Origin of the sequence: Streptomyces sp. NPDC088246 (assembly GCF_044741025.1) — a bacterium.
GTDB lineage: Bacteria > Actinomycetota > Actinomycetes > Streptomycetales > Streptomycetaceae > Streptomyces.
The window spans coordinates 1-24,233 of record NZ_JBIURV010000018.1 but is presented as its reverse complement, the minus strand read 5'-3'; the positions used below and the strand labels follow the sequence as shown (position 1 = coordinate 24,233).

Here is a 24,233-nt window from a genome sequence, read left to right as displayed (position 1 = left end):
CGGCACCTAACGTCTTTGGTTCAGACCGGTTATGCACTCGTTACACAGCCGAACCGCAGCTCCCGGACCAGAATTCCCGGGCCAGAGAACAGGGACCCCCGTGAGACTCACCCCTCTCGTGATCGCCGCGACGTCCGTCGCGCTCGTCTCCCCGACCGTCGCGCAAGCCCAGACCCCCGCCGCCCACGCCCCGTCCGCACCCGGCGTGAGCGTGCCGGGCGGGCGGTACGAACACTCGGTCGAGCTGAAGTTCCGGGCCGAGCGCGGGACCACCGTCCGCTACACGCTGGACGGCACGACCCCGACCCGTGACAGTCGCGTCTACTCCCCCGGCCGTCCGCTGCGGATCAAGAAGGACACCAATGTCACGGCGGCCGCCTTCCGCGGCGGGCAGAGCAGCGTCCCGGTGTCGTACGGCTATCTGATCAAGTCCCGGGAGAAGCCACTGGCCCGCCTGGTCGTCATGTCCGATGTGCACGTCGGCAGCCATGCGAGCGCCGACAAGAAGTACGAGAGCTTCTTCGACACCATCGGGTCGATCTTTCCCGAGCCGGACGCGATCCTGTCCAACGGCGACATGATCAACGACAACGGGGACGGCAAGGGTCCCAACCACAGAATCGTCTCCGAGATCTTCCAGGCCAACCTCGCCCGCAAGGGCATGACCGGCACCCAGTTGCTGATCTCCAACGGCAACCACGACGCGAGCCTCGCCGCGATACGGGCCGGATACCCGAAGGCGTGGTTCCCCGACTCGGGCGGCGGCTACTACGAGTCCGAGGTGAAGGGCCTGCACATCCTCACGGTCAACACCGAGACGTACAACTCCAGCACGGCCCAGCGCACTTGGCTGAAGGAGCGGCTCGCCGCGATCAGCGCCGATCCGGCCTACGCGGGCAAGCCGGTCCTGGTCCAGGGGCACCGGCCCACCACCGGAACCACCATGGACGGCCAGCAGGCTTCCAACCCGCGACTGGCGGAGGATCTGAGCGCCTTCCCGCAGGCCATCCTCTTCTCCGGCCACTCGCACCTGAACATCAACGACGACCGCTCGATCCACCAGCGCGACTTCACTTCGGTCAACGACGGTTCCATGAGTTACGTCGAGATCGATCACGGCTACCAGATGGTCACCGAGGACGGCCTCGCCGACCGCTTCGAGTCGCCGACCGCGCAGGCGCTCTTCGTCGAGGTCTACAAGGACCGTACGGAGATCGCGCGGGTGAACATGGCCGCGGACAAGCACGACATCTACACCGGCGGCCAGTGGTCGGCGAACTGGCAGCCGCCGTACGCCAGCGCGGGCACCCTGAGCGGTCCCACCTGGACCGTGCGTCTGAAGGGTTCGACCAGCCGGCAGATCAAGGACAACTTCCGCTACACGGACGCCGAACGCAACACCGTGGCGCCGAAGTTCACCACGCGTGAGCCGCTGTCCCGGGTGCACGACGTGAAGGGCGGCACGGCTCTGCGGATCGCCCAGGCCGAGGACGACCAGATGGTGCACCACTACAACGTCGACATCACCGACGCTTCGGCGGGCGCCTCGGTCGTCTCGTCCAAGGTCCTCTCGGACTTCTACTTCATGCCCCGGCCGAACACCCTCGACATCCCGGTGACGGGCGCGGTCGAGGGCGGCCGGTACGTGGCACGGGTCGTCGCCGTCGACGCGTACGGGAACGCCTCCCCGGCCGTGTCGCTTACGTTCGGCAAGTAACGCTGCCGGGACCGGGCGGCTCCCTCCCTGGGGTGCCGTCCGGTCCCTGTCCTGCCGGGTGGTCAGGTCGCGTCGGGGTCGACCGCGGCCCGGCCCTTGGCGCGCCTGCCGACGACGGCTGCCGCCGCGGCCGCGCTGCCCGCGAAGGCAAGGGCAACCATCCATGGCTGGTTGAAGGCATGCCGGGTGGCATGGTCGAGGGAGTACCGGCCGGGGCCGATCAGGCCGATCGCCGCGGCGGTGAAGCCGAGGAAGGCCGGGTACTCGTAGCCGCCGCCCTGTGCGAAGAATCCGGCGGGTGCGTGGACGGCCACGGCGCCCGCCATCGTCCCGGCCGCGGCCGCACCGGCCGCCGGGGTGGCGAGGCCGAGGGCCAGGAGTGCGCCGCCGGCCGCCTCACCGAGACCGGCGGCGACCGCGCTGTGCTTGGGCGGATGGAAGCCCATGGCCTCCATCGCGGCGGTGGTTCCTTCGATGCCTCCACCGCCGAACCAGCCGGCCAGCTTCTGGGTGCCGTGCGCGGCCAGTACCGCGCCGGTACCGACGCGCAGGACGAGAAGGCCGAGGTCACGCCGGTCGAGGCAGGCCATGAGGGTCTCCGCAAGGGTTCGGGGGTCGGTGGACTTCGACGCGCCACCCGCGCCGTGGCGGACAGATGCCACGCTTCCACTTTCCGTGGGCCGGCGCGCCGACGTGGCCTGGTGTTAGGCCGTCCGAGGGACGACCGCACGTGCGGCTCTGCGACGAACACCATTATGCAACTTGTTGCACAATGGTGTTTTGGTGGTCTACAACTGGCGCAACGACACTGCGCGAGGAGCCGCCTCATGAGCCCGTACCCGAATCTGCTGAGCCCGCTCGACCTCGGGTTCACCACCCTCCCCAACCGGGTGCTGATGGGGTCGATGCACATCGGTCTGGAGGAGGCCGAGCGTGGCTTCGAGCGGATGGCCGCCTTCTACGCGGAACGCGCCCGGGGCGGCGTCGGCCTGATGGTCACCGGCGGCATCGCTCCGAACGCCCGCGCCTGCTCCTTCCCCGGCGGTGCCAAGATGACCACCGAGGCGGAGGCCGAGCAGCATGCGCGGGTCACCGCGGCCGTGCATGAGGCGGGCGGCCGGATCGCCATGCAGATCCTGCATTTCGGCCGGTACGCACACCATCCCGACCTGGTTGCGCCGAGCGCGATCCAGGCCCCGATCAGCGCATTCACTCCGCACGCCCTTGACGACGACGAGGTCGAGGAGACCATCGAGGATTTCGCCAGGGCTGCCGAGCTCGCGCGGCGTGCCGGGTACGACGGTGTCGAGATCATGGGCTCCGAGGGCTATCTGATCAATGAGTTCATCGCCGCCGCCACCAATCACCGCACCGACCGCTGGGGCGGCTCGTACGAGAACCGCATCCGGTTCCCCGTCGAGATCGTGCGCCGGGTCCGTGAGCGGGTCGGCAGTGATTTCATCCTGATCTACCGGCTCTCGATGCTGGATCTGGTGCCCGGCGGTTCCTCGCTGGAGGAGGTCGTGCAGCTCGCCCGCGAGATCGAGGCCGCCGGCGCGACGATCATCAATACGGGAATCGGCTGGCACGAGGCCCGTATCCCCACCATCGCCACCTCGGTGCCACGCGGTGCCTACACCTGGGTCACCGAAAAGCTGCGCGGCGCCGTCTCCGTACCGCTGGTCACGAGCAACCGCATCAACACGCCCGAGGTCGCCGAGGAGATCCTCGCCTCGGGGCGGGCGGACATGGTGTCGATGGCCCGGCCGTTCCTCGCCGACCCCGACTTCGTCGTCAAGGCGTCCGAGGGCCGGGCCGACGCGATCAACACCTGCATCGGCTGCAACCAGGCCTGCCTGGACCACATCTTCAGCGGCCGGGTCACCTCCTGCCTGGTCAATCCTCGCGCCTGCCACGAGACCGAGTTCGCCCTGTCACCGACCCGCACCGTCAAGCGGGTGGCGGTCGTGGGCGCCGGGCCCGCCGGTCTCGCGTGCGCCGTCGCAGCGTCCGAGCGCGGGCACGAGGTGACGCTCTTCGACGCGGCAGAGGAGATCGGCGGCCAGCTGAACGTGGCACGCAGGGTTCCCGGCAAGGAGGAGTTCAACGAGACACTGCGCTACTTCCGTACCCGGCTCGCGGAGGAGAAGGTCGGGCTGCGGCTCGGTACACGGGCCACGGCCGATGTGCTCGAAGGCTTCGACGAGGTCGTCCTGGCCACCGGTGTCACGCCCCGCTCCCCCGCGATACCGGGCCTGGACCACCCCAGCGTGGTCAGCTACCTCGACGTCCTGCGTGACGGGGCGCAGGTCGGCGACCGGGTCGCGATCATCGGGGCGGGCGGGATCGGCTTCGATGTCGCCGAGTTCCTGACCGACTCGGGCGAAGCGGCAAGCCTCGACCCCGAGGTGTTCTTCCGGCAGTGGGGCGTCGACACCGACTACCGCGACCGGGGCGGTCTCCGCGCCCCGGAGCGTCCGAAGACTCCGCGCACCGTCCATCTGATCCAGCGCAAGAAGAGCAAGGTCGGTGAGGGGCTGGGCAGGACGACCGGGTGGATCCACCGCACCGAGCTGCGGCACCGCGGCGTCACGATGATTCCGGGCGCCGCCTACGACCGGATCGACGACGACGGGCTGCACCTCACGGTCGACGGCGAACAGCGCCTCCTGCCGGTCGACACGGTGGTGCTCTGCGCGGGCCAGGAGCCGCGCCGCGAGCTGTACGAGGAACTGCTCGCCGCGGGCCGCCCGGCGCATCTGATCGGCGGCGCCGATGTCGCCGCCGAGCTGGACGCCAAGCGCGCGATCCGCCAGGGCACGGAGCTGGCCGCTTCGCTGTGACGTATACGGGAACCCCTGCCCGGGGGTTCCCGACCGGCCCGGCCCCTCCCTCATGTGGCCACTGCCCGGCCGTCCTTAGGATGCACCCCATGTCACTCCCGCATGCGATCCTCACCGCCCTGCTCGAAAAGCCGTCGTCGGGGCTGGAGCTGACCCGCAGGTTCGACCGTTCGATCGGCTATTTCTGGTCCGCCACGCACCAGCAGATCTATCGCGAGCTGGGGAAGCTGGAGCAGGCCGGGCACATCCGGGCGCTGCCGTCGGAGCAGCCCGCCCGTGGGCAGAAGAAGGAGTACGAGGTGCTGCCCGCGGGCCGCGAAGCGCTGTCCGCATGGGTGGCCCGGTCCGAGGACCCCAAGCAGATCCGCGATCCGCTGCTGCTGCGGATGCGGGCCGCGGCGGTCGTCGGGGCACCCGGCCTGGATGCGGAGCTGCGCCGCCATCTGGGGCTGCACCGTCGGCAGCTGGCGGAGTACCTGGAGATCGAGGAGCGGGACTTCCCGCCCGAGCGGAACTCCGACGAGGACCGGCTGCGGCATCTGGTTCTGCGTGGCGGCATCGATCTGGAGAACTTCTGGATCGGCTGGCTGACACGGGCACTGGCCCACGACGAGCAGCCGAGTCCGTAGGCGGATTCCGTACGTGACAGTTCGGTGGGCAGATGTCACGTCTTCGCGGCATGCCCCCGGCGGGCGGCGCTTCCGCTCGTTACGGTCCGCCCACCGGGGTCCGGCCCAGCTCCGGTCGTAGCGTCGGCAGGTCCATCGGCCCTCGGCTCGCGATCACGACGCGAGACGGTGATCCGGCCCCGGGCTTCGGCTCTGCCGTGGCCCGGTCGGCGACGGTCGACGTCTCCGCCTGTGCGCGGCTGAGCAGAATCACACCTCGTACCGCCGCTGCCGTGCCGAGCACTGCCGGGATCAGGCTGATCGTGCCGCCCTGGAGACGTTCGCCGAGCAGGGCCAGCCCTATGGTGGCCGCAGCCACCGGATTGGCGAGGGTGACGACGGCCAGCGGCGCGCCCAGGCCACCCCGGTAGGCGGTCTGGGAGAGCAGCAGCCCGCTCATCGCGAACGCGGAGACGAGAAGCGCGACGATCACCAGGCGCCAGCTGAACAGCGGGCCGGTGTGATCGGTGACGGAGACGGTCAGGGTCTGGGTGAGCGCGGAGGCGACCCCGGAGGTGATGCCGGACGCCGCCGCGTGCCGCAGGCCGGGGCGTGCTCCCGGGCGGCTGAGTCCGGCGACGACGGCCATGGTCCCGGCGCCGACGGCCAGGGCTTCGGGGAGGCTGAGCGTTTCGTGCGGGGCGGTGCCGCCCGCGGTCATCAGCAGGGCGCCGAGGCCGAGCAGGGTGAGAATCGTGCCGCGCCATTCGATCCTCGTGACCCGGCGTCCGGCGGCCCTGGCGCCCAGCGGGACTGCGACGACCAGGGTGAGGGCGCCGAGCGGCTGGACAAGGGTGAGCGGGCCGTACTTGAGCGCCGCGACATGCAGCAACGCGCCACCGGCATTCAGTCCGACCGCCGACCACCAGGCGCCGCGTCCGAGCAGCCTCAGGACCCCGGCGTCCGGCTCGGTGCGCCCGGCGAGCCGCGCCTGCGCCACCGCGGCGGAGGCGTACGCGGCGGCGGAGACCAGCGACAGCGCGACAGCGATCAGGGTGGCGTTCATCGCCGGGTCCCGGACGAGGCGTACGAACGGACGGAGTGGGTCTGCGGCTCGGCGTAGGCGGTCGACATGGCGGGTTCGGCGGGCCGGAGCACGGCCGTCGGCGCGGGCTCGTATCCCGTGGCGGGCCACGGGATACGAGCCCGTACCGGCACCGTGCGCCTCAGCGGCAGCGCCGCGAACGCCACAGCGAGGAGCGCGGAGACCACGATCGAGTCGAGCCAGTAGTGATTGGCCGTGCCGACTATCACCAGCAGCGTGATGAGCGGATGCAGCAGCCACAGCCAGCGCCACCGGGCGCGGGTGGCGACGATCAGCCCGACGGCGACCATCACCGCCCAGCCGAAGTGCAGGGAGGGCATGGCGGCGAACTGGTTCGCCATCGAGTCGGTCGCCGGCGTCGCTCCGTACACCGTCGGTCCGTACACCTGGCCGGTGTCGACGAGTCCGGCGGCGGCCAGCAACCGCGGCGGGGCGAGCGGGAACAGCAGGTGGAGTACGAGCGCGGCGCCGGTGAGCGCGGCGAGGATGCGGCGCGCCCAGACGTAGTGGCGCGGGCGGCGCCAGTAGAGCCACACGAGGAAGAGCAGCGTGGCCGGGAAGTGCACGGTCGCGTAGTAGGTGTTCGCGAGGTGGATCAGAGTCTCGTTGTGCAGCAGCAGACTCTGCACTGTGCCCTCGCCGGGCAGGTGCACGGACCGTTCGAAGTCCCAGACGTTTCCGGCGTTGCGATACGCCTCCTCGACGTGACCGTTCGCGGCCTGCCGGCCGAGTTTGTAGATCACGAAGAGCCCTACGACGAGAAGAAGCTCGCGGACGAGGGGCGGTCGGGCAGAACTGTCCGGCTCCTGATCTGCGGGCTCGCTACCGGCGTGCATCACCCGGTGCCCCTTTGCTGACGAAACAGTGTTGCGAAGGCATGGTCCAGTCCACGCCACATCGATACGCCAGTGTACCGATACGTGAACGTATCGGTACACGAGCGTTTCGGTACACTGGCGTATCGATGGACCTCGTCGCAGAATCGCTGAGAGGGAAAACGCATGTCGCCGCAGGAAGCCGCGCCGGAACCGGCACACACGCCACGCCGCTCGAAGATCACGCCGGAGCGGGCGCAGGAGTTCTACGCGGCCGTGCTCGACATGCTGAGAGAGTCCGGCTACGAGGCCCTCACCATGGAAGGGGTCGCCTCGCGGACGCGCTGCGGCAAGTCCACGCTCTACCGGCAGTGGGGCTCCAAGCCCGAACTGGTCGTGGCGGCACTGCACGGCACCCGGCGGGTGCTGCTTCCGCACATCGACACCGGCACACTGGCAGGGGATCTGCGCGAGGCCGCCCGGGCCATCGGCGCGGGCTCGGGCCGCGATACCCCGCTGATGCACGCGCTCAGCCATGCCGCGCTGCAGAGCCCCGAGTTGCTGTGCGCGCTGCGTGAGGCACTGATCCTGCCGGAGATCGCGGCGATCGAAGCGATGGTCCGGCGCGGAGCGGAGCGCGGCGAGATTCCGGCGGACACTCCCGCGGCCGAGTTCGTCTCCGCGCAGCTGCTGGGCGTGATGCGTGCCCGGCCGCTCCTGGAGGGGAAGTTCGCGGACGAGGCATATCTCACCCGCTTCGTGGAGAACGCCGTCCTTCCCGCACTTGGACTGGAGGCGTCCGCGCCCTAGTCCCGAGAGACGTGGGCCGTTGTCCGAGCGGATGACGACGGCCCGCTCGCGCCGCACCGTGGGGACGGGGGCGGCGCACCATCCGGGCGGCCGGTGACTCCTCAGGGAGTCACCGGCCGCCCGCACTTCCCTCCCAGCAGCTCATCCCACTCGGCCGAAGCGGCGACTATTCCGCCAAACAAACGATTGATAGCTTTACCGAACCGATCAGCGTGCACTTCGGCCACAGCAGAGGCGGACCATGGACATCGGCAACCCCATCGACTTCACGGGACGGGCAGTGCTCGTCACCGGCGGCACGAAGGGCATCGGCGCCGCGATCGCCAGGGCCTTTCTCTCCGCCGGTGCGGATGTACTGGTCTGCGGCCGCAGCGAACCTCCCGAACTGCCGGGAAGCGGCACCCGGCATGCGCACTTCCGCGCAACCGATGTCCGCGACCCCGCGGCCGCCGCCGCACTGGTCGACACGGCGGCGGAACGGTTCGGACGGCTGGATGTGCTCGTCAACAACGCGGGCGGCTCCCCCGGCGCCGACGCGGCCACGGTTTCGCCGCGATTCATCGAGAAGGTCGTCGCGCTCAATCTGCTGGCCCCGTTCTATGTGGCGCAGGCCGCCAACCGGATCATGCAGGGCCAGAGCGAGGGCGGCTCGGTCATCAACATCGGCAGCGTCTCCGCGCACACCCCGCAGCCGGGCACGGCCGCCTACACGGCGGCGAAGGCCGGGCTGCTGGCACTGACCCGGGCGCTGGCTCTCGAGTGGGCGCCGAAGGTACGCGTCAACCACATCACGACCGGACTGATCCGCACCGAGAGCGCGGCACCGGTGTACGGGGAGGACGGCGGCGCCGCCGTCGCCGGAGTGATTCCGATGCGGCGGATGGCCGTACCGGACGACGTGGCACGCGCCTGCCTGTATCTGGCGGGTGATCTGGCCGAGTACGTCAGTGGGGCCGATCTGGCGGTGCACGGCGGGGGTGAGGTGCCGGCCAGGTTCCTCGCCTCCAGGAGCGGACAGGGCGGCTGAAGCCCCGGGGATTTCGGCGAGCAACGGGCCGCCGGCGGCGAGCACCGGCGCTCCGAAGGCAGACGTGCACACGGACGATGATTCTCGTCCCCTTGACGATATAGACCCGCACCCTTATCGTCTCCATGACGAGAATGAGGGGGATTCCGACATGGCCGACATCACCAGGCGCTTCGGCTGGCGCCATCTGCGCTCCGCACCCACTGCCCACATCCGCCACCACAAGCGCGGCCGGCTCGCCCACGACGGGCCGGGGCTGAGTTTCTGGTACCGGTCGCTGACCGCCGCGCTCTCGGAAGTTCCGGTCAATGACCGGGAGTTGGCTATGGCCTTCCACGCCCGAACGTCCGACTTCCAGGACGTCACCGTGCAGGCCACCGTGACGTACCGGATCAGCGACCCGGCCGAGGCCGCCGCCCGCCTGGACTTCTCCGTCGACCCCGACACCGGGGTCTGGCGCGGCGCGCCGCTGGAGCAGATCGCCACGCTGCTCACGGAGACCGCCCAGCAGCACACCCTGGACGTGCTGGCCAGAACAGCGCTGGCCGAGGCCCTGGTCGACGGAGTCGCATCGGTACGCAACCGCGTCGCAGCAGGGCTCGCCGCCGAACCCCGGCTGCCCGCCACCGGTATCGACGTGGTCGCGGTGCGGGTGGTCGCCATCCGCCCCGAGGCCGAAGTGGAGCGAGCGCTGCGCACCCCCGCCCGCGAGCAGATCCAGCAGGAGGCCGACCGGGCCACCTACGAGCGCCGTGCCGTAGCTGTGGAACGGGAACGGGCCATCGCCGAGAACGAGCTCGCCAGCCAGATCGAACTGGCCCGCCGCGAGGAGCAGTTGGTCGAGCAGCGCGGCACCAACACCCGCCGCGAGGCCGAGGAGAACGCCGCGGCCGACGGGGTACGCGCCGAGGCCGAAGCGGCACGCAAGGTACGACTGGCCCGCGCCGAGGCCGAAGCCGCCCGCGAGGTCGGCGCCGCACGCGCGGAGTCCCAGGCGGCCTGGCTGCGGGTGCACGGCGAGGTGGACGCCGCGACCCTGCACGCGCTGGCAGCGACCAGGCTCGCCGAGAACCTGCCGCGCATCGACAGCCTCACCCTCTCTCCCGACATCCTCACCGGCCTGCTCAGCAAGCTCGCCAGGAGCGACCCGGAGCCCCGGGCATGAGTCTCGCCCCGCGCGCTGTGCTGGTCCACCGCACCACCGAGTACGACGAGTTGCTGGCCCGGCACGGCACGCACGGCCAGGCCGCGTTCTTCCTCTCCAGCCGTGGCCGGTCCATCGACGAGGTGGCCCTGCGGCACCGGCAGACCCGGCAGGCGCTCGCCGATGTGGCGGCAGCCGTACCGCTCCAGTGGCGTCAGTCACGGGTGGAGCGCGCCGATCTCGACCGTTTCCTGTTCGCGCCCGAGGACGTGGTGGTCGTAGTCGGACAGGACGGACTCGTCGCCAACACCGCCAAGTACCTGTCCGGCCAGCCCGTCGTGGGCATCGACACCGACCCCGGACGCAATCCGGGCGTGCTCGTACGCCACCGGCCCTCCGATGCGGCCGCCCTGCTCAGGGCGGCCGCATCCCCCGGCGGCGCGGCGGACGAACTCACCATGGTCGAGGCGGTCGCCGACGACACCCAGCGCCTCCTGGCCCTCAACGAGATCTACCTCGGCCCGCCCGGCCACCAGACCGCCCGCTACCGGCTCGGCCCCGACGCGCCCGATGCCCCCACCGAACCACAGGCCTCCTCCGGCGTCCTGGTCGGCACGGGCACCGGCGCCACGGGCTGGCTCCGCTCACTGTGGCAGGAACGCCACAGCGCCCTGCGGCTCCCCGCACCCACCGACCCGCGGCTGCTCTGGTTCGTCCGCGAGGCCTGGCCGTCACCGGCGACCGGCACCTCACTGGTCGCGGGCGAACTGGGGCGCGGACAGAGGCTGCGGCTCACCGTGGAGTCCGACCGGGTGGTGGTCTTCGGCGACGGGATGGAGACGGACGCGCTGGAGCTGACATGGGGTCAGACGCTACGGCTGGGCATCTCGGCGACATCACTTCGACTGACCGTCTGACGGCCCGGACCACGTAACTCGCGAGGGCGGTTGCCGTGCGGGTACCCGCTCCCCTCCGTCGAGGACGAGCGGGCACCCGCACGGTCAGCGCACGACCTTCACCGCCGGAGAGTTCCAGATCTCCCTCGGCGCCGCATGGTCCTTGTCCCCGCCCGCCTTGTCGAAGACGAAGCGCAGGGTGTACGTCCCCGCCGGGGCGGGCGAGCCGTCGGCCGGCTTCGCGTCCCAGCCGTAGAAATCCACTCCGGTGCCGGCGCCGGAGTTACGGGTCAGCCATGAGACGTCGTACGGCGTGGCGACGACCTTGCCATGGGCGTCGACCGCCTGGACCCGCATCCGTTCCAACAGCGGGAAATCGTGCGACAGCATGAGCCAGGCGCTGTCGTCGGCGGTCGACTCGTTGCTGAGATCGACCGTCACGGGCAGCGACTTGCCGAAACTGAAGCAGCCGGGGCGCACTGCCCGTGCGGGACGTGCTCCTGGCCCTGCGGGGACTCGAACAGCAGGGGCTCGTCTCGCGGTGCGGCAGCCGGCCCGGCCACTGGGTGTGTGCGCCCCCGGCAGTGGCGCTCGGCCCGTTGCTCGCGCAGCACCGCCATGAACTGGAGTGCGCGGAGCTGGCTGCGGCGAAACTCTCCGCGGAGTACCGCCCCGAGGCGGACACCCCCGCGGTACACGACCTGTTGGAGGTCGTGACCGGTGCGAGCGCCGTGTCCCAGCGTTTCTCCCAACTCCAGCTGGGAGCGGAGCGCGAGGTCTGCTTCCTGATCCTTCCCGAGCCGCTCGCTGTCGCCGCCGAGGAGAACTCGGCCGAGACGCTGGCCATGTCGCGCGGGGTGAACTACCGGGTCGTGATCGGACGCGAGATGTTGTCCGGTCGGCATCTCCAGCCGGCCGAGTTGGCCGATTCCCTGGGGCGGGGTATGGAGGTCCGGGTGTCGGACCAGGTCCCGACGAAACTCGTCATCGCCGACGGCTCGCTCGGCATGCTTCCCCTGGATGCCCGGCCCGAGGAACCGGCCGCACTGGTGGTGCGCTCCAGCGGTCTGCTGGTCTCGCTGGCCGCGCTGTTCGAGTCGGTGTGGCGTCATGCGCTGCCGCTGAGCCTCAGCAGCGGCGACAAGGCCGTGATGGCACAGGAGCCGGGCCCCGACGCCGTCGACCTGCAGATCCTGTCGCTGCTGCTGGCCGGGCTCACCGATGTGAGTGTGGCCAAGGAACGCGATCTCGGGGCGCGGACCGTCCAACGGCGGATCAAGCGGCTGATGGATCTGAGCGGGGCGACGAGCCGGCTCCATCTGGGCTGGTATGCGAGCGAGTACGGCTGGCTCACGCGCCATGGCAGCTGACCGGCCGAGGCGAACACCGGGCCTCCGCCGGGCGGCGCGCCACTTCGACGGGTCCGCGCGCGGTGGTACGTAGGCTTCCGGGTACACCGGAACGCCGAGGCCTTGCGCCCGTGGCACCCCACACCCATCCGCTAGGAGCACCATGGACACCACCCCCACGGACACCCTCTCCCGCAACGCCCGTCCGCCGCTGGCGCAGGCGGCGCTCGGCGTGGGCGTCATCGTGCAGGACACCCAGGGGCGCGTGCTGCTCGGCAGGCACCACAGCGGAACCTGGGAGCTTCCCGGCGGCAAGGTCGACCCGACCAATGAGTCCATCGCCGCGGCGGCCGTGCGTGAGCTCCGCGAGGAGACGGGCCTGGAGGTCGGCGTGGACAGCGTGACGGTATTCGCCATGCTCCATGACGTGGTCGCGGGGATCAACCGTGTATCGATGGCTGCCGTGGTGACCCTGGAATCCGGGAGCCCGCAGGTGACCGAGCCTCATCTGATCAGCACCTGGCAGTGGACCGGGCTCGACGCTCTGCCGGGTCCGTTGTTCGGTCCCTCGGCACAGGTGCTCGCGGCCTGGCGCCCGGATCTCCCGATCGAGCACCCTCCCGCGCACCGGCTGACCGTCTCGGCCACCGGAGACGGCTCGTAGCCCTGGCCCCTCAGCCGTGTGCCCGGGGTTCGGGGGCGGAGCCGGCTTCAGCCGAGCCGGTGGCCGCCGCGCCGGGCGACGGCGAGGATGGCCATGTCGTCCTGGTGACCGTCGCCGCTCCAGCGTGCGACATCCGCGGTCACCGCGTGGACCAGGTCGCCGGGATCCATGAAGCGGGCGCCGGTGAGCACGGCGGACGCACACGGGTCGTAGAAGGCGCCCGTCCGGTTGCGTGCCTCGGTGACGCCGTCGGTGATCAGGAGCAGCAGCGCGCCGGGCGGCAGCGGGAAGACATCGGTGAGCGCCTCGCCATCGGGTGCCGGGACCGCCCCCAGCCCCATGCCCAGGGGCAGCTGCGGACGGGTTGCGTCGAGCCGTACGATCGCGCCGTCGTGGATCAGGTACGGGCTCGGATGGCCACGGTTGACCAGGCGGAGCAGCTCGCCGTCGCCGGGGACTTCGGCCAGCACGGCCGTGGTGAAGTCCTCGCCCGATGTCTCGTCTCCGCAGCGGCCCGACTCCCTGCTCAGCGCGTCGTCCAGGCGCTGCGCCAGTTCGGCCAGCGTGGGGGCGTTCTCGGCCTCTTGACGGAACGCACCGATCGCCACCGAGACGGATGCGACCGCCTGAAGCCCCTTGCCCTTCACATCCCCGATGATCATGCGCACGCCGTACGGAGTCTCCTGCACCGCGAAGAGGTCGCCGCCGATTCTGGCTTCGGCCTGTGCGGGGGTGTATCCGGCGGCGACGGCGAGCGGCCCTGCCCGCGACGGCGGATCCGGCAGAACCGCCAGTTGCACCGCCTCAGCGATGACCCGCGCCCTCGCGAGATCCCGCCCCTGACGCCGCAACAGCAGGTTGACCGCGAGGGCCAGAATTCCGATGAGGCCGATCACGGCGAGATCGACGAAACTCTCCGAAGCAGAGCGCCCTTGGACGTAATCCAGCCCCAACGAGACCGCGCAGGCGAGGCTCGCGACGAGGACGCCGGCCCGGAACGAAAGCATCGCTCCGGCGATCAGCGGCGCCGCGGCCAGGAGCGGGAGTCCCATGTACGGCTGGGGCGCGAGGATGTTCAGCAGTACGCCCGAGACCAGGGCCGGAACGACAAGCAGCCAACCCGCCCACGCCGCCGTGCGCCCACTCTCCTTCACCTGTGTTCACCTGTGCTCCCTGTCGCTTCCCCCTCCAGGCCCTAAATTTGAACGTACCACCCAAAATATCCATATTTGCGCCATCGCCAGGCCCCCTGATTCCGGCCTCCGCCCCCGCCCAGGCCTAACCGGTCGGCGGCGCCGGGTGAGGGGAACCGAGGTAGGGGAACTCTGGGAGCAGGTCGGTGTGGGGGCCGATGTGGTCGCTGCTGACCTTGCCGTTGGTGAGCATGGCCAGGCGGGCAGAGGTGACGTCGTCGGTGAGAGTGCGGCCGTTGGGGTAGGCGGCGGGCTTGGTGCGGTCGTAGCGCAGGACGTCCGGCAGAACGGTGTGCAGAGCCTGCTCGGCGGTCTGCGGGTTGTAGCCGCCGAAGTGCTGGAGGGCTGCGGTCCATGGTCCGCGGTAGGTGTCCCAGTCCGTCGCGGGTTCGCCGCGGTTGTAGGCCTCCTTGGCGTCCTCGGCGTTGAAGTACGCGGTCAGAGAGGGGTGGGCGCCGCGGTCGACGGACATGAGCTTTCCGTCCCGGTGCAGGCTCACCCGCGCCCACACCCCGATCACCGGCCCCGCGGCAAGTTCGGCGTCCGGCATCTCCAGCACGATGCCGAGGATGTTCTTGTCGGCACCCCAGTCCGTGCCGGTCCACTGGAATTCCTTGACGATGCCGTCCAGGTCGGCGAAGAACGGGTCACTGCGCAGGCCCGCGGAGAACATGTAGGGGCCGGCTTCGATCACGACCGGATCCGAGCCGGTGCCGACCGGCGCTTCCATGATGATCGGCTCGCCCGCGGCCTCGTGGGCGCGTGCCTGCGCTCCGGTCGCCCGGTGGACGGTGGCGTACTGTTTCCCGTCTTGCGGCGAGGAGAACACGATGCTGAACGCCACGTCGGCCTGGTGGTCGCCGTCGGTGTCGATATTGATCCGGTACACCGCGTCCGGGTGGAAAGCCGCACCGGCGGCGGTCGCGACCGGATGGGCGTTCGTGATCAGTACGGTGCGGTCCCCAGGGACGCCGAACGCGAAGAGGTCCGTCAGGTCGAGCCGGGCATCGTCCATGGGGGACCGCAGATCGGGCCCACTGAAGTGATGAGACATGACCCCAGCGTCCGCCCGGCGCATGTGCATCACCCTGCAACGGGTCCGGAGGCAGCCCCGGGGTCATCCGCCTGGCCGCAGTGCGCCGCGCTCGGCCACCATGCGCGCTGCGGCGGCCTCACCTTCGGCTACGCGTCAGGCGAACGTTCTCACCCCTGGGCGGCTTTCACCCCACAGTTGTGACCATGCTGAATCGAGTAGTCGTACTGTCCGACGTCCACGGGGTCCTGCCGGCCTTGGAGGCTGTGCTCGCCGAGCCGGACGTGAGCACCGCCGAGCGCATCGTGCTCACCGGCGACATCACCGCCGGCCCGCAACCGACTCAGGTGCTCGACCTGCTGACCGGTCTCGGCGACCGCGCCGTATGGATCAGCGGCAACGCCGACCGCGAACTTCTTGAGTACCGCCGCGGGCAACGCGACTCGATTCCCGATCCGATCGCCCCCTGGGCCGCCGAGCAGCTGCGCGAGGATCACCTCGACCTGCTCGGCTCGCTGCCACGATCGCTCTCCCTGGCCGTGCGCGGCCTGGGAGAAGTGCTGTTCTGCCATGCCACCCCGCGTGACGACGAGGAGGTCGTCCTCGTCGACTCCCGCCTCGACCGTTGGAAGGAAGTTTTCAGCGGACTCGACGCCGACGTCCGCACCGTCGTCTGCGGCCACACCCATATGCCGTTCGTGCGCCTCGCCCACGGCCGGTTGGTGATCAATCCCGGCAGCGTCGGCATGCCCTACGGGAAGGCCGGAGCCCACTGGGCCATCCTCGGCCCGGGCGTCGAACTGCGGACCACGGACTTCGACATCGAGGCCGCCGCAACTCGGATCGGCCGGGACTCCACCTATCCCGAAATCGCCGAGTGGGCCGACTACTTCCTGCACGCCCGCGCGACGGACGAAGACGCCCTTGAAGCCTTCGCCCCACGCGACGGCCGCCCCCACGCGCCGTGACACCCACCCTCCTCGGGTGAGTGTCACGGACTCGAGCGCCGGCGCGACCAGGGGCCTCAGCCGTCGAGGGGGCGGTAGCTGAGCAGGTCGCCGGGCCGGCAGTTCAGAACCTCAACAGATGCGAGTGAGGGTCGTGAAGCGGATCGCTTCGGCGCGGCCGTTCTTCAGGATGGACAGGTTGACGTCGGTCACGCCGACGCGGGATACCAACTCGGCAAGTCTCATGCCTCGTTCGGCAAGAAGGTCGTCCAGGCGCACCTGGGTGGCGCGGCTCTCCTGTGCTTTCGGGGCCATCAGACGACCCCGTCGAGGTCTTCGCGCATGGCCACGCCGGCACGCATGATGCGCGCGAAGGTGAGCAGTCCGAGTGCGGCGAGGATCGCGAGGCAGGGGGATGTCCACGTGTTCAGCCGGACGCCGGCGGAGAAGGGGCCTGCTCAGCGAGCGTGGCGAGCAGAGCGGCCTTGGCCATGGCCTCGATGGACGGGTCTCAAGTACGCCCCTGCACTGGCGTGTTGCTCCGGCACACAGAGTGGGAGACATTCCGAGATATGCCGGGACAACCTGAACCGCTGCGCGCCGCCTGGACGTTCTGGGTCTGTATCGTCACTTGTTCGAAAGTCCGGAGGCACGATCCGCCATCCGGGCTGCTGACAGGCCGACGCGTCGGCCTGATCCGCTGGTGCACATGAGGAGCTGCGATGAGCCCTGAATCCCTACTCCGACGGGCGATCGCCGAAGGCATGAGGAATATCCCTGCCGGGGAGATCGTCCTGCGGGACGAGGGCACGCAGACGAACTGGAACGTCGAGGTCGCCGCCTTCCGGCTGGCGCCGTATCCCGTGACCCACGAGCTGTACCGCGCCGTTCGGGGCGAGGCGCCCGCGAGTACGGCGGGGCCGCGGACACCGGTGACCGAAGTCTCCTGGAAGGAGGCCGTTCAGTTCTGCAACCTGCTCTCGCAGGCGACGGGACTCGAACCCTGCTACTCGACCGGCGACGACCCCGACGGGCAGGACGTGGTCTGCGACTGGGAGGCCGACGGCTATCGGCTCCCGACGGAGGCGGAGTGGGAGTACGCGTGCAGGGCCGGGACCTCCGGTGCACGCTACGGAGAGCTCGACGAGATCGCCTGGTACCGAGGGAACTCCGGCGGCGAGGTGCACGATGTCGCGACCAAGGCGCCGAACGCGTGGGGCCTCCACGACATGATCGGCAACGTGTGGGAGTGGTGCTGGGATGTCTACGATCCCCGGGTCTACGGCCCCTACCGCGTGTTCCGTGGCGGAGGCGGATACGACCGCCCCCGAGGGTGCCGGGCGTCGTGCCGCCGCAAGAGTCACCCGACCTTTCGTATCGACGACCTCGGGTTCCGGCTCGCCCGATCACTCTGAGCGGGGGATGCGCGACGCGTCCGGTCGATGCCATGTGTTCTGGGGCGCCCCATCGGCCGGCACGTGGTTCAGGAACGGCTGCCGGCGGTCGCGTCATCGAATGTGAAAGTGACCGGCAGGTGTTCGGGGCCGCGCAATCCCCCCGGCCGCCACCGCAGTTCGTCCGGGGGAACGGCCAGGGCGAGACCGGGAAGACGACGCAGGGCGGTGCCGATGGCGATCTGGCCCTCGAGCCGGGCCAGCGGCGCACCCAGGCAGTAGTGGATGCCGTGTCCGAACGCGAGGTGGGCGTTGTCCTGCCGGGCAATGTCCAGGCGGTCGGGTTCGGGGAAGTGCTCCGGGTCGCGGTCGGCGATGGCGGAGGCGACCAGCACGGTCGCGCCGCGAGGGATGTTCACCCCGGCGATGGTGATGTCCTCGCGCGCGAACCTGGCGATGCCGGGGTTGACGGGTCCGTCGTAGCGCAGGAATTCCTCGATCGCGCCCGGCAGCAGTGCCGGGTCGTCCCGCAGCATCCGAAGCTGGTCGGGGTGGGCGAGCAGTGCGGCGATGCCGCTGCCGATCAGGTTGACCGTGGTGATGTAGCCGGCCGCCAGCAGCAGGAAGGCCATGGCGATCAGCTCGTCCTCGTCCAGCCGCTGTTCCTCGTCCCTGGCAACGATCAGCGCGCTGAGCAGGTCGTCCCCGGGCCGGGCCCGTTTGGCCTCCAGGAGGCTGGTCAGGTACGTGTGCATCTGCCGCCACGCCCCGTCCACCCGGGCTGGGTCCGGCGGCTCGGTCCCCCGCAGGATCATGTCGTCGGTCCACTGCTGGAAGTCGTGCCGGTCGGTCACGGGTACCCCGAGCAGTTCGCTGATCACGGTGACCGGAAGCGGCAGCGCGTAGGTCTCGATGAGGTCGGCGCGACCGGTCGGCGCGATCTCGTCGAGCAGTCGGTCGGCGATCTCCTGGACCCTGGGCCGCAGCTCCGCCACCCTGTGCGCAGTGAATGCCTTGGAGACCAGGCGGCGCAGGCGGGTGTGGTCGGGCGGATCGGAGCGGAGCATGTTGCGCAGCACGGACTCGCGGTGGGTGGCGGGCAGCCGCTCGATGAGCCCGGGATCCGACGCATCGCGGACGTCACTGCTCAGCTGCGGGTGGGACAGGGCCGCGAGGCCGTCTTCATACCGCGTGACCAGCCAGGCTTCCAGGCCGCCGGCGATGACGGCGCGTCGTACCGGACCGTCGTCGCGAAGCTGTCGGTAGAGCGGAAAGGGGTCCGCCACGAAGGCCGGGTCGGCGTAGGGCAGGAGGACCTGCTGCTGGCTCATCATGCCTCCCGTAGGACATCGCGCCTCTTCACACACGTGTGAACAGCTTTGAGCGATATGCCCCAGCGTAATGGGCCCGGGGCGCCACCCGGGGGAAGGGCGGCGCGAGCCGAGGCCGGCGAGTCGGGGACGCTCAGCTCTGTGTGCCTGTGCAGGGGCGGGACGCAGCCCCGCCGTCCGTCGCGTCCGGTGGCGGGGCCGCGGCGAGACCGGCACCATGCGTGCGCAGGCGCCGGCCGCCCGTTCATCGAGTTCCTCCAGCGGAATCCCGGTGTCCCGGGCGTAGGCCTCGCGGAAGATGACGTAGCCCATCTGCGCCGCGGCCGTCATCACATGGGCGGCCACCGCGTTCGCCTGAAGCGCATCTGTGCGCGGTGCCGTTCGCTCGACTCCACCGGTGCGCGCTCCTGCCGCCTCCCGTCAGTGAGGCCGAGCGTAGGCACGGCCAACCCGGGCGGATACCTCTATCCGCCGCCCCGGCAGACGAAACAGGGGCCGGATCCGGGGCGCCGGGGCCCGGCAAACGGACGGCTGGGAGGCACGCGAGGCGGTCCGGGTGTCAACCGTTCGATCGCTGGAAGTTCCACCGTTTGTCTGTCACCGGGTCGATCCGCGCGGCGCGGTATCGGCCGGACACTGGTCGAACCCAAGAGGACGGAGACGGACACTGTGCCAGCGATCGTCGTATCGGACCTGCGAAAGCAGTACGGCCAGAAGGTCGTCGTGGACGACATTTCGTTCGAGGTCGAGGAGGGCGAGATCTTCGGGATCCTCGGCCCCAACGGAGCCGGGAAGACCACGACGGTCGAGTGCATCGCCGGTCTGCGCAAGCCGGACGGAGGCAGCATCTCGGTACTCGGTCTCGACCCGCAGCGCGACGCGGCCAAGCTGCGTCACATCCTGGGCATGCAGTTGCAGAAGAGCGAGATGCCGGACAAGCTGCGGGTCGCCGAGGCGATGGAGCTGTACGCCTCCTTCTACGACAACCAGGCCGACTGGCGCGAGCTGCTCGCGGAGCTGAATCTGGAGGACAAGGCCGACAGTCCGTTCGGCGGCCTCTCCGGCGGTCAGAAGCAGCGTCTGTCCATCGCTCTGGCGCTGGTCGGCAACCCGAAGGTCGCCGTACTGGACGAGCTGACCACCGGACTGGACCCGGCGGCCCGCCGGGACACCTGGGACCTGATCGAGCAGGTCCGCGACCGTGGCATCACCGTCGTCCTGGTCACGCATTACATGGAAGAGGCCGAACGGCTCTGCGACCGGCTGGCCCTCATCGACGGCGGCGGGATCGTCGCGCTGGACTCCCCGGCCGGTCTGGTGGCCAAAGTGGACGCCGAGCAGAAAGTGCGCTTCCGGCCCACCACCGAACTCGACGCCGAACTCCTGGTCTCACTCCCGGAGGTGGTCTCCGTGGAGCGGCACGGCTCGCAGGTGGTGGTCACCGGCACGGGCAACCTGGTGCACGCGGTCACGTCGGTACTGGCGCGCAACCAGATCGTCGCCGCGGACCTGCGGGCCGAGCCGGCCAGCTTGGAGGACGCGTTCATCGCGCTGACCGGCCGCCGGTTCGACCACCCCGCCCAGTAGCCGACGGCCCCCCTCGAAGCAGACCCCGGATCCCCCCATAAGGAGACGAGACAACAGTGCGGGCGATGAACCGACTCACGGTCGTGGAGTTCAAACTCTTCCTGCGAGACCCCACCGCGTACTTCTGGACGCTGCTCTTCCCGGTCGCCCTCGTGGTGATCGTCGGAAGCCTCCCGGCGTCCCGTGAGGTCAGCGCGGAAATCGGCCAGCGCGGCATCGATTACTTCACGCCCGTCCTGGTGGTGCTGGCATTCGCGCTGGTCGGCCTGTTCATCACGCCGACCTACCTGGTGAGCTACCGGGAGAAGGGCATCCTGCGCCGGCTCTCGACCACGCCGGTGGGCCCGGCCCGGGTACTGATCGCCCAGCTCGCGGTCCAGACGGCCGTCGCCGTCGCCACCACCGTCCTGGTGCTCGGCACCGCGGCGCTGCTCTGGGACGTCGAACTGCCGGCCAGCGCGGGCGGCTTCCTGCTCGCCTTCGTGCTCTCGGTCACGGCGGTCCTGGCCATCGGGCTCTTCCTGGCCTCAGTGATGAAGACCAGCAAGGCCGCCACCGGCGCGGGCAGCGTTCTCTTCTTCCCGCTGATGTTCTTCGCCGGACTCTACGTGCCCCGCGAGCAGATGCCCGCCGCGGTCAACCAGATCGGGGACTTCACGCCGCTGGGCGCGTCCGTCCTGGCTTTCGGCGACGCGGCCAGGGGCAACTGGCCCGGCATGACCGCGCTCCTGGTCCTGGCCGCCTACGCGGTGGTCTTCGGTGTCGCGGCCGCCCGTCTCTTCCGCTGGGAGTAGGCCGGGACGTCATGACCACATATGGTCTTGAGTGGACTTCCTGAACCACACGGGGGCTGGGGATCAGCATGAAGAGCGACGAACCGACCGACCTCCGCCGTTTCTTGGCCCCCCTGCCCCTGGCGCTGCTGGGTGTGGCCACCGGGCTGAGCCTCGTGCAGCCCGACGTGGGCACGGTGAACGCACGCGCGGCTGTCATCCCCCTGGTCGCGGTGACCGCCGTGTGGACGCTCGCCATGTACACACTGCGGTCACGGGATTGGACCAGCCGCACCGGACCGATGCTGACCTATGTGGCAGTCCAGCAGATCCTGGCCGCGGTGCTGATGACGCAGCATCCGATCTTCTTCGTGTTCGCCGTGATCGGGTTCGTCCAGGCGTACGATCTGCTCCCGCCGCAGTGGGCTTTCGTCAGCGTCGGCGCCACCTCGCTGATGATCAACCTGATCCCCGGCGGAGTACCCGACACCACGGAACGGATCGCGATCGCGGTCGCGTCCGTGTGCCTTCAGACGTTTCTGATCGGCTGGTTCGGCAACCTCTCGCACCGCTTCAACGAACGCAGCGAGGAACGCCGGCGGCTGGTCACGAAGCTGAAGACCGTCATCGCGGAGAACAACGGCCTGCACGCCCAGTTGCTCACCCAGGCCCGGGAGGCGGGCATCCAGGACGAGCGGCAGCGCATGGCCCGGGAGATCCACGACACCATCGCCCAGGGACTGGCCGGGATCATCACGCAGCTCCAGGCCGCGGACAAGGCCCGGGAGCAGCCCGACCAACGCGAGTGGCACCTCGAGCAGGTGCGGGTGCTGGCCAAGGAGGGCCTCGGGGCGGCCCGGCGGTCGGTGGCCGCGCTCCAGCCGGCGGAACTGGACGAGGCGCACCTGCCGGGCGCGATCCGCGACCTCGCTCAGCGATGGTCGTCCCTCCAGGGCGTCCCGGCGTGCGTCGAGGCTACGGGCGACCCGGTGCCGTTGCTGACGGAGATCGAGGTCGCCCTCTTCCGGGTCGCCCAGGAGACGCTCGCCAACGTCGCGAAGCACGCCGGTGCCAGTAAGGTCGGACTGACCATTTCCTACCTGGAGGACACGGTCATGCTGGACGTTCGCGACGATGGCGTCGGCTTCGCCGTGACCGAGCACAGTGAGCCGCCGCCAGGGAACGGCGACAGCGGCTTCGGGCTCAACGGCCTGCGGCAGCGGCTCGATCGGGTGCTGGGGACGCTGACCATCGAGAGCGCCCCCGGCTCGGGCACCGCGATCAACGCGAGTGTGCCCGCGATCCGCCGGGGCGGTGGCGAATGAGCGAACAGCCGGCACCGATCCGGCTGCTGATCGTGGACGACCATCCAATCGTCCGCGACGGCCTGCGCGGCGCGTTCACCGGCGACCCCGAGTTCGAGGTGGTCGGCGAGGCGGGCAACGGCGCGGAAGCCCTCGACCTGGTCACGGAGCTGGAGCCCGACCTGGTGCTGATGGATCTGCGCATGCCGGTGATGGACGGCGTCACCGCGATCCGACGGCTCAGCGAGACGGCACCGGACGTACGTGTGCTGGTGCTGACCACCTTCGATACCGACAACGACGTGCTGCCCGCGATCGAGGCGGGCGCCACGAGCTACCTGCTCAAGGACGCGCCCACGGAAGAACTGCTCCGCTCGGCCCGGGCAGCGGCACGTGGTGAGGCGGTGCTCTCCCCCGCCGTCACGAGGCGCCTGATGGACCGGGTACGGCGGCCGAGCAACGGCGTACTGAGCGCACGGGAGCTCGAAGTGCTGCGCCCCATCGCGAACGGCTCGTCCAACAAGGAAGTGGCGAGCCAGCTCTTCATCACTGAGGCCAGTGTCAAGACGCACCTGCTGCGTATCTACGACAAGCTCGGGGTGCGCGACCGGGCCGGCGCGGTCGGCGAAGCGTTCCGTCGTGGCCTGGTGACCTGAGACCGGACGCCCGCCGACTGTACGCCGTGCCGCGACGACGGTGGCTCGGAACTGAGAGGTGATCAGCTCCCGAGCTCGTCGTCGATCAGCGCGAAGATGTCGTCCGCCGTCGCGGACTCCAGATCGCTGTCGTCTTGGCCATCGAGCGGTCCGTCGGTGTCGCGCAGGCGATCGAGCAGCGTCTCCGGCCTGGTGCGGATCCTGGCCCGCCGACGACGAGCTCGACACGCTCGTCACCTACCTCGAAGATGTCGCCGACATGCTCGAAACCCCGGCCCTGGCAACGCGGGACAAACCCGGCCTCGTCGGTGGGGCACTGGTGTGGGGAAGCAGACTCGACCCTGCGCAGGAAGACCGGTGGCAGCCCTTGACGGGTGCGTTCAATCGAGAGTCGGCATCAGTAACAGCCGGACCTGGCCGTCGGCGACCTGGTCCGCACCATGACGGGGTGGTGCGAGTACTCGGCCGGCCCTGCGGACCAGTACCCCAAGCACCGCCGACCCGGACCGACCCGTCCCGGTGCGCTTTCTGCCCGCCTTCGACAACATCCTCCTCGGGCACGCGGACCGCGCCCGAGTGATCAGCGAGGCGGATCGTAAGCAGGTGACGCCGGGTCAGGCGATGGTGCGGCCCACCTTCCTGGTTGACGGATTCGTCCACGGCACATGGTCGAAGATGCGCTCCACACTGCTCATCTCTCCGTTCCGGCCGCTGTCGCGGGCAGACACCGCGGCGGTGCTGGACGAGGCCGAGCCACTTCTCGCCTTCATCGCACCGGATGCCGCCAACCGGATCGTCATGTTCAGCTGAGATAGGAATTGTGAATGATCGCTCCGTAGGGAATGGACAGCGAGGTCGTCCGTCGGGAGGCATCAGCACACCGCACCGCATGGAGGCACCATGGCCTCGATCTGGGCCGGCATCGACGCAGGTAAGAGGTCGTGACGCGCGGCTCTTCACCGGCCCCCGCGGCGGGCGCATCTCCACCGCCGTCCTACGGGACGCAACCCACTGGGACGAGGTGGTCACCTCACTCG

22 protein-coding genes and 3 pseudogenes are annotated in these 24,233 nt (G+C 69.9%); 17 read left to right on the top strand and 8 right to left on the bottom strand.

Translation table 11 applies throughout. From position 1 onward, the window contains the following. The first annotated feature begins 100 nt into the window (after nucleotides 1-100). On the top strand, nucleotides 101-1,717 hold the full coding sequence (locus ACIPEK_RS24160; RefSeq protein ID WP_401999563.1) for a chitobiase/beta-hexosaminidase C-terminal domain-containing protein: 1,617 nt from the start codon (nucleotides 101-103) through the stop codon (nucleotides 1,715-1,717). Nucleotides 1,718-1,779: 62 nt separating this feature from the next. On the opposite strand, the gene ACIPEK_RS24155 is transcribed toward ACIPEK_RS24160, so the two are convergent. Next, on the bottom strand, nucleotides 1,780-2,307 hold the full coding sequence (locus ACIPEK_RS24155) for a DoxX family protein (RefSeq protein WP_401999921.1): 528 nt from the start codon (nucleotides 2,305-2,307) through the stop codon (nucleotides 1,780-1,782). Nucleotides 2,308-2,544: 237 nt separating this feature from the next. Here ACIPEK_RS24155 and ACIPEK_RS24150 point away from each other — a divergent pair, with 237 nt between their 5' ends. Continuing rightward, the gene (locus ACIPEK_RS24150) at nucleotides 2,545-4,560 is read left to right on the top strand and encodes an FAD-dependent oxidoreductase (RefSeq protein ID WP_401999560.1); all 2,016 of its coding nucleotides are present in this window, start codon (nucleotides 2,545-2,547) and stop codon (nucleotides 4,558-4,560) included. Between the two features lie 89 nt (nucleotides 4,561-4,649). Beyond that, nucleotides 4,650-5,189, top strand: a complete 540-nt coding sequence (locus ACIPEK_RS24145) for a PadR family transcriptional regulator (RefSeq protein WP_401999557.1) — start codon at nucleotides 4,650-4,652, stop codon at nucleotides 5,187-5,189. A gap of 79 nt (nucleotides 5,190-5,268) precedes the next feature. Here ACIPEK_RS24145 and ACIPEK_RS24140 read toward each other — a convergent pair whose 3' ends face one another. Together ACIPEK_RS24140 and ACIPEK_RS24135 are read right to left on the bottom strand one after the other, a co-directional pair. Then, a complete protein-coding gene (locus ACIPEK_RS24140) occupies nucleotides 5,269-6,234 on the bottom strand; it encodes a DMT family transporter (RefSeq protein ID WP_401999554.1) in 966 nt (321 codons plus the stop codon). Further along, nucleotides 6,231-7,109 carry a phosphatase PAP2 family protein gene (locus ACIPEK_RS24135; protein ID WP_401999551.1) on the bottom strand — a complete coding sequence of 293 codons (879 nt, stop codon included), beginning with the start codon at nucleotides 7,107-7,109 and terminating at the stop codon, nucleotides 6,231-6,233. The genes ACIPEK_RS24140 and ACIPEK_RS24135 overlap by 4 nt, the downstream gene beginning before the upstream one ends. A 165-nt stretch (nucleotides 7,110-7,274) precedes the next feature. Between ACIPEK_RS24135 and ACIPEK_RS24130 the strand changes: the two genes are divergently transcribed. From ACIPEK_RS24130 to ACIPEK_RS24115, 4 genes are all read left to right on the top strand, one after another. Next, nucleotides 7,275-7,898, top strand: coding sequence for a TetR/AcrR family transcriptional regulator (locus ACIPEK_RS24130; RefSeq protein WP_401999548.1), 624 nt, complete (start codon nucleotides 7,275-7,277; stop codon nucleotides 7,896-7,898). A gap of 241 nt (nucleotides 7,899-8,139) precedes the next feature. Beyond that, on the top strand, nucleotides 8,140-8,925 hold the full coding sequence (locus ACIPEK_RS24125) for an SDR family oxidoreductase (protein ID WP_401999545.1): 786 nt from the start codon (nucleotides 8,140-8,142) through the stop codon (nucleotides 8,923-8,925). 151 nt (nucleotides 8,926-9,076) lie between these two features. Continuing rightward, nucleotides 9,077-10,090: an SPFH domain-containing protein gene (locus ACIPEK_RS24120; RefSeq protein ID WP_401999542.1), complete on the top strand. Its 1,014-nt coding sequence runs from the start codon at nucleotides 9,077-9,079 to the stop codon at nucleotides 10,088-10,090. After that, a complete protein-coding gene (locus ACIPEK_RS24115; protein WP_401999539.1) occupies nucleotides 10,087-10,986 on the top strand; it encodes a hypothetical protein in 900 nt (299 codons plus the stop codon). The genes ACIPEK_RS24120 and ACIPEK_RS24115 overlap by 4 nt, the downstream gene beginning before the upstream one ends. Nucleotides 10,987-11,070: 84 nt before the next feature. Here the strand turns inward: ACIPEK_RS24115 and ACIPEK_RS24110 are convergent, their stop codons facing one another. Beyond that, nucleotides 11,071-11,406 (bottom strand): hypothetical protein, encoded by a 336-nt coding sequence (locus ACIPEK_RS24110; protein WP_401999536.1) that lies wholly within the window; start codon nucleotides 11,404-11,406, stop codon nucleotides 11,071-11,073. A 29-nt stretch (nucleotides 11,407-11,435) separates the two neighbouring features. Here ACIPEK_RS24110 and ACIPEK_RS24105 point away from each other — a divergent pair. Then, nucleotides 11,436-12,335: pseudogene (locus ACIPEK_RS24105) on the top strand (helix-turn-helix transcriptional regulator); the annotation flags it as partial. Nucleotides 12,336-12,477: 142 nt separating this feature from the next. Beyond that, nucleotides 12,478-12,978, top strand: coding sequence for an NUDIX domain-containing protein (locus ACIPEK_RS24100; protein ID WP_327271458.1), 501 nt, complete (start codon nucleotides 12,478-12,480; stop codon nucleotides 12,976-12,978). Nucleotides 12,979-13,025: 47 nt separating this feature from the next. Here ACIPEK_RS24100 and ACIPEK_RS24095 read toward each other — a convergent pair whose 3' ends face one another. Further along, nucleotides 13,026-14,132 (bottom strand): PP2C family protein-serine/threonine phosphatase, encoded by a 1,107-nt coding sequence (locus tag ACIPEK_RS24095; protein ID WP_401999533.1) that lies wholly within the window; start codon nucleotides 14,130-14,132, stop codon nucleotides 13,026-13,028. Between the two features lie 124 nt (nucleotides 14,133-14,256). After that, the gene (locus tag ACIPEK_RS24090; RefSeq protein WP_401999530.1) at nucleotides 14,257-15,225 is read right to left on the bottom strand and encodes a DUF4331 family protein; all 969 of its coding nucleotides are present in this window, start codon (nucleotides 15,223-15,225) and stop codon (nucleotides 14,257-14,259) included. Nucleotides 15,226-15,410: 185 nt separating this feature from the next. Between ACIPEK_RS24090 and ACIPEK_RS24085 the strand changes: the two genes are divergently transcribed. Next, nucleotides 15,411-16,172, top strand: a complete 762-nt coding sequence (locus tag ACIPEK_RS24085) for a metallophosphoesterase family protein (RefSeq protein ID WP_401999527.1) — start codon at nucleotides 15,411-15,413, stop codon at nucleotides 16,170-16,172. A 56-nt stretch (nucleotides 16,173-16,228) separates the two neighbouring features. On the opposite strand, the pseudogene ACIPEK_RS24080 reads toward ACIPEK_RS24085, so the two are convergent. Then, a pseudogene (locus tag ACIPEK_RS24080) lies at nucleotides 16,229-16,466 on the bottom strand (helix-turn-helix domain-containing protein). 407 nt (nucleotides 16,467-16,873) lie between these two features. Between ACIPEK_RS24080 and ACIPEK_RS24075 the strand changes: the two are divergent. Further along, the gene (locus ACIPEK_RS24075) at nucleotides 16,874-17,566 is read left to right on the top strand and encodes a formylglycine-generating enzyme family protein (RefSeq protein WP_401999524.1); all 693 of its coding nucleotides are present in this window, start codon (nucleotides 16,874-16,876) and stop codon (nucleotides 17,564-17,566) included. 68 nt (nucleotides 17,567-17,634) lie between these two features. Here the strand turns inward: ACIPEK_RS24075 and ACIPEK_RS24070 are convergent, their stop codons facing one another. Then, a complete protein-coding gene (locus ACIPEK_RS24070; protein WP_401999521.1) occupies nucleotides 17,635-18,876 on the bottom strand; it encodes a cytochrome P450 in 1,242 nt (413 codons plus the stop codon). A gap of 669 nt (nucleotides 18,877-19,545) precedes the next feature. On the opposite strand from ACIPEK_RS24070, the gene ACIPEK_RS24065 reads away from it, so the two are divergent. The 6 genes and pseudogenes from ACIPEK_RS24065 to ACIPEK_RS24040 form a co-directional block, all read left to right on the top strand. After that, nucleotides 19,546-20,463: an ABC transporter ATP-binding protein gene (locus ACIPEK_RS24065; protein ID WP_401999518.1), complete on the top strand. Its 918-nt coding sequence runs from the start codon at nucleotides 19,546-19,548 to the stop codon at nucleotides 20,461-20,463. 65 nt (nucleotides 20,464-20,528) lie between these two features. After that, complete coding sequence (locus ACIPEK_RS24060; RefSeq protein ID WP_401999515.1) at nucleotides 20,529-21,257, top strand: ABC transporter permease; 729 nt, start codon at nucleotides 20,529-20,531, stop codon at nucleotides 21,255-21,257. Between the two features lie 68 nt (nucleotides 21,258-21,325). After that, nucleotides 21,326-22,561 (top strand): sensor histidine kinase, encoded by a 1,236-nt coding sequence (locus ACIPEK_RS24055; RefSeq protein ID WP_401999513.1) that lies wholly within the window; start codon nucleotides 21,326-21,328, stop codon nucleotides 22,559-22,561. Next, complete coding sequence (locus ACIPEK_RS24050; RefSeq protein ID WP_383072231.1) at nucleotides 22,558-23,196, top strand: response regulator; 639 nt, start codon at nucleotides 22,558-22,560, stop codon at nucleotides 23,194-23,196. The genes ACIPEK_RS24055 and ACIPEK_RS24050 overlap by 4 nt, the downstream gene beginning before the upstream one ends. Nucleotides 23,197-23,667: 471 nt before the next feature. Then, nucleotides 23,668-24,006, top strand: a complete 339-nt coding sequence (locus ACIPEK_RS24045; RefSeq protein WP_401999918.1) for a DNA glycosylase AlkZ-like family protein — start codon at nucleotides 23,668-23,670, stop codon at nucleotides 24,004-24,006. Nucleotides 24,007-24,139: 133 nt separating this feature from the next. Next, nucleotides 24,140-24,233, top strand: a pseudogene (locus tag ACIPEK_RS24040) (integrase); the annotation flags it as partial.

Excerpts from the sequence above, each read along its gene's own strand:
- ACIPEK_RS24115 (WP_401999539.1), top strand. The coding sequence starts at position 10,087 with ATGAGTCTCGCCCCGCGCGCTGTGCTGGTCCACCGCACCACCGAGTAC.
- ACIPEK_RS24120 (WP_401999542.1), top strand. The coding sequence starts at position 9,077 with ATGGCCGACATCACCAGGCGCTTCGGCTGGCGCCATCTGCGCTCCGCA.
- ACIPEK_RS24125 (WP_401999545.1), top strand. The coding sequence starts at position 8,140 with ATGGACATCGGCAACCCCATCGACTTCACGGGACGGGCAGTGCTCGTC.
- ACIPEK_RS24085 (WP_401999527.1), top strand. The coding sequence starts at position 15,411 with ATGCTGAATCGAGTAGTCGTACTGTCCGACGTCCACGGGGTCCTGCCG.
- ACIPEK_RS24155 (WP_401999921.1), bottom strand. The coding sequence starts at position 2,307 with ATGGCCTGCCTCGACCGGCGTGACCTCGGCCTTCTCGTCCTGCGCGTC.
- ACIPEK_RS24145 (WP_401999557.1), top strand. The coding sequence starts at position 4,650 with ATGTCACTCCCGCATGCGATCCTCACCGCCCTGCTCGAAAAGCCGTCG.
- ACIPEK_RS24060 (WP_401999515.1), top strand. The coding sequence starts at position 20,529 with ATGAACCGACTCACGGTCGTGGAGTTCAAACTCTTCCTGCGAGACCCC.
- ACIPEK_RS24100 (WP_327271458.1), top strand. The coding sequence starts at position 12,478 with ATGGACACCACCCCCACGGACACCCTCTCCCGCAACGCCCGTCCGCCG.
- ACIPEK_RS24140 (WP_401999554.1), bottom strand. The coding sequence starts at position 6,234 with ATGAACGCCACCCTGATCGCTGTCGCGCTGTCGCTGGTCTCCGCCGCC.
- ACIPEK_RS24135 (WP_401999551.1), bottom strand. The coding sequence starts at position 7,109 with ATGCACGCCGGTAGCGAGCCCGCAGATCAGGAGCCGGACAGTTCTGCC.
- ACIPEK_RS24070 (WP_401999521.1), bottom strand. The coding sequence starts at position 18,876 with ATGAGCCAGCAGCAGGTCCTCCTGCCCTACGCCGACCCGGCCTTCGTG.
- ACIPEK_RS24130 (WP_401999548.1), top strand. The coding sequence starts at position 7,275 with ATGTCGCCGCAGGAAGCCGCGCCGGAACCGGCACACACGCCACGCCGC.
- ACIPEK_RS24090 (WP_401999530.1), bottom strand. The coding sequence starts at position 15,225 with ATGTCTCATCACTTCAGTGGGCCCGATCTGCGGTCCCCCATGGACGAT.
- ACIPEK_RS24150 (WP_401999560.1), top strand. The coding sequence starts at position 2,545 with ATGAGCCCGTACCCGAATCTGCTGAGCCCGCTCGACCTCGGGTTCACC.
- ACIPEK_RS24050 (WP_383072231.1), top strand. The coding sequence starts at position 22,558 with ATGAGCGAACAGCCGGCACCGATCCGGCTGCTGATCGTGGACGACCAT.
- ACIPEK_RS24075 (WP_401999524.1), top strand. The coding sequence starts at position 16,874 with ATGAGCCCTGAATCCCTACTCCGACGGGCGATCGCCGAAGGCATGAGG.
- ACIPEK_RS24055 (WP_401999513.1), top strand. The coding sequence starts at position 21,326 with ATGAAGAGCGACGAACCGACCGACCTCCGCCGTTTCTTGGCCCCCCTG.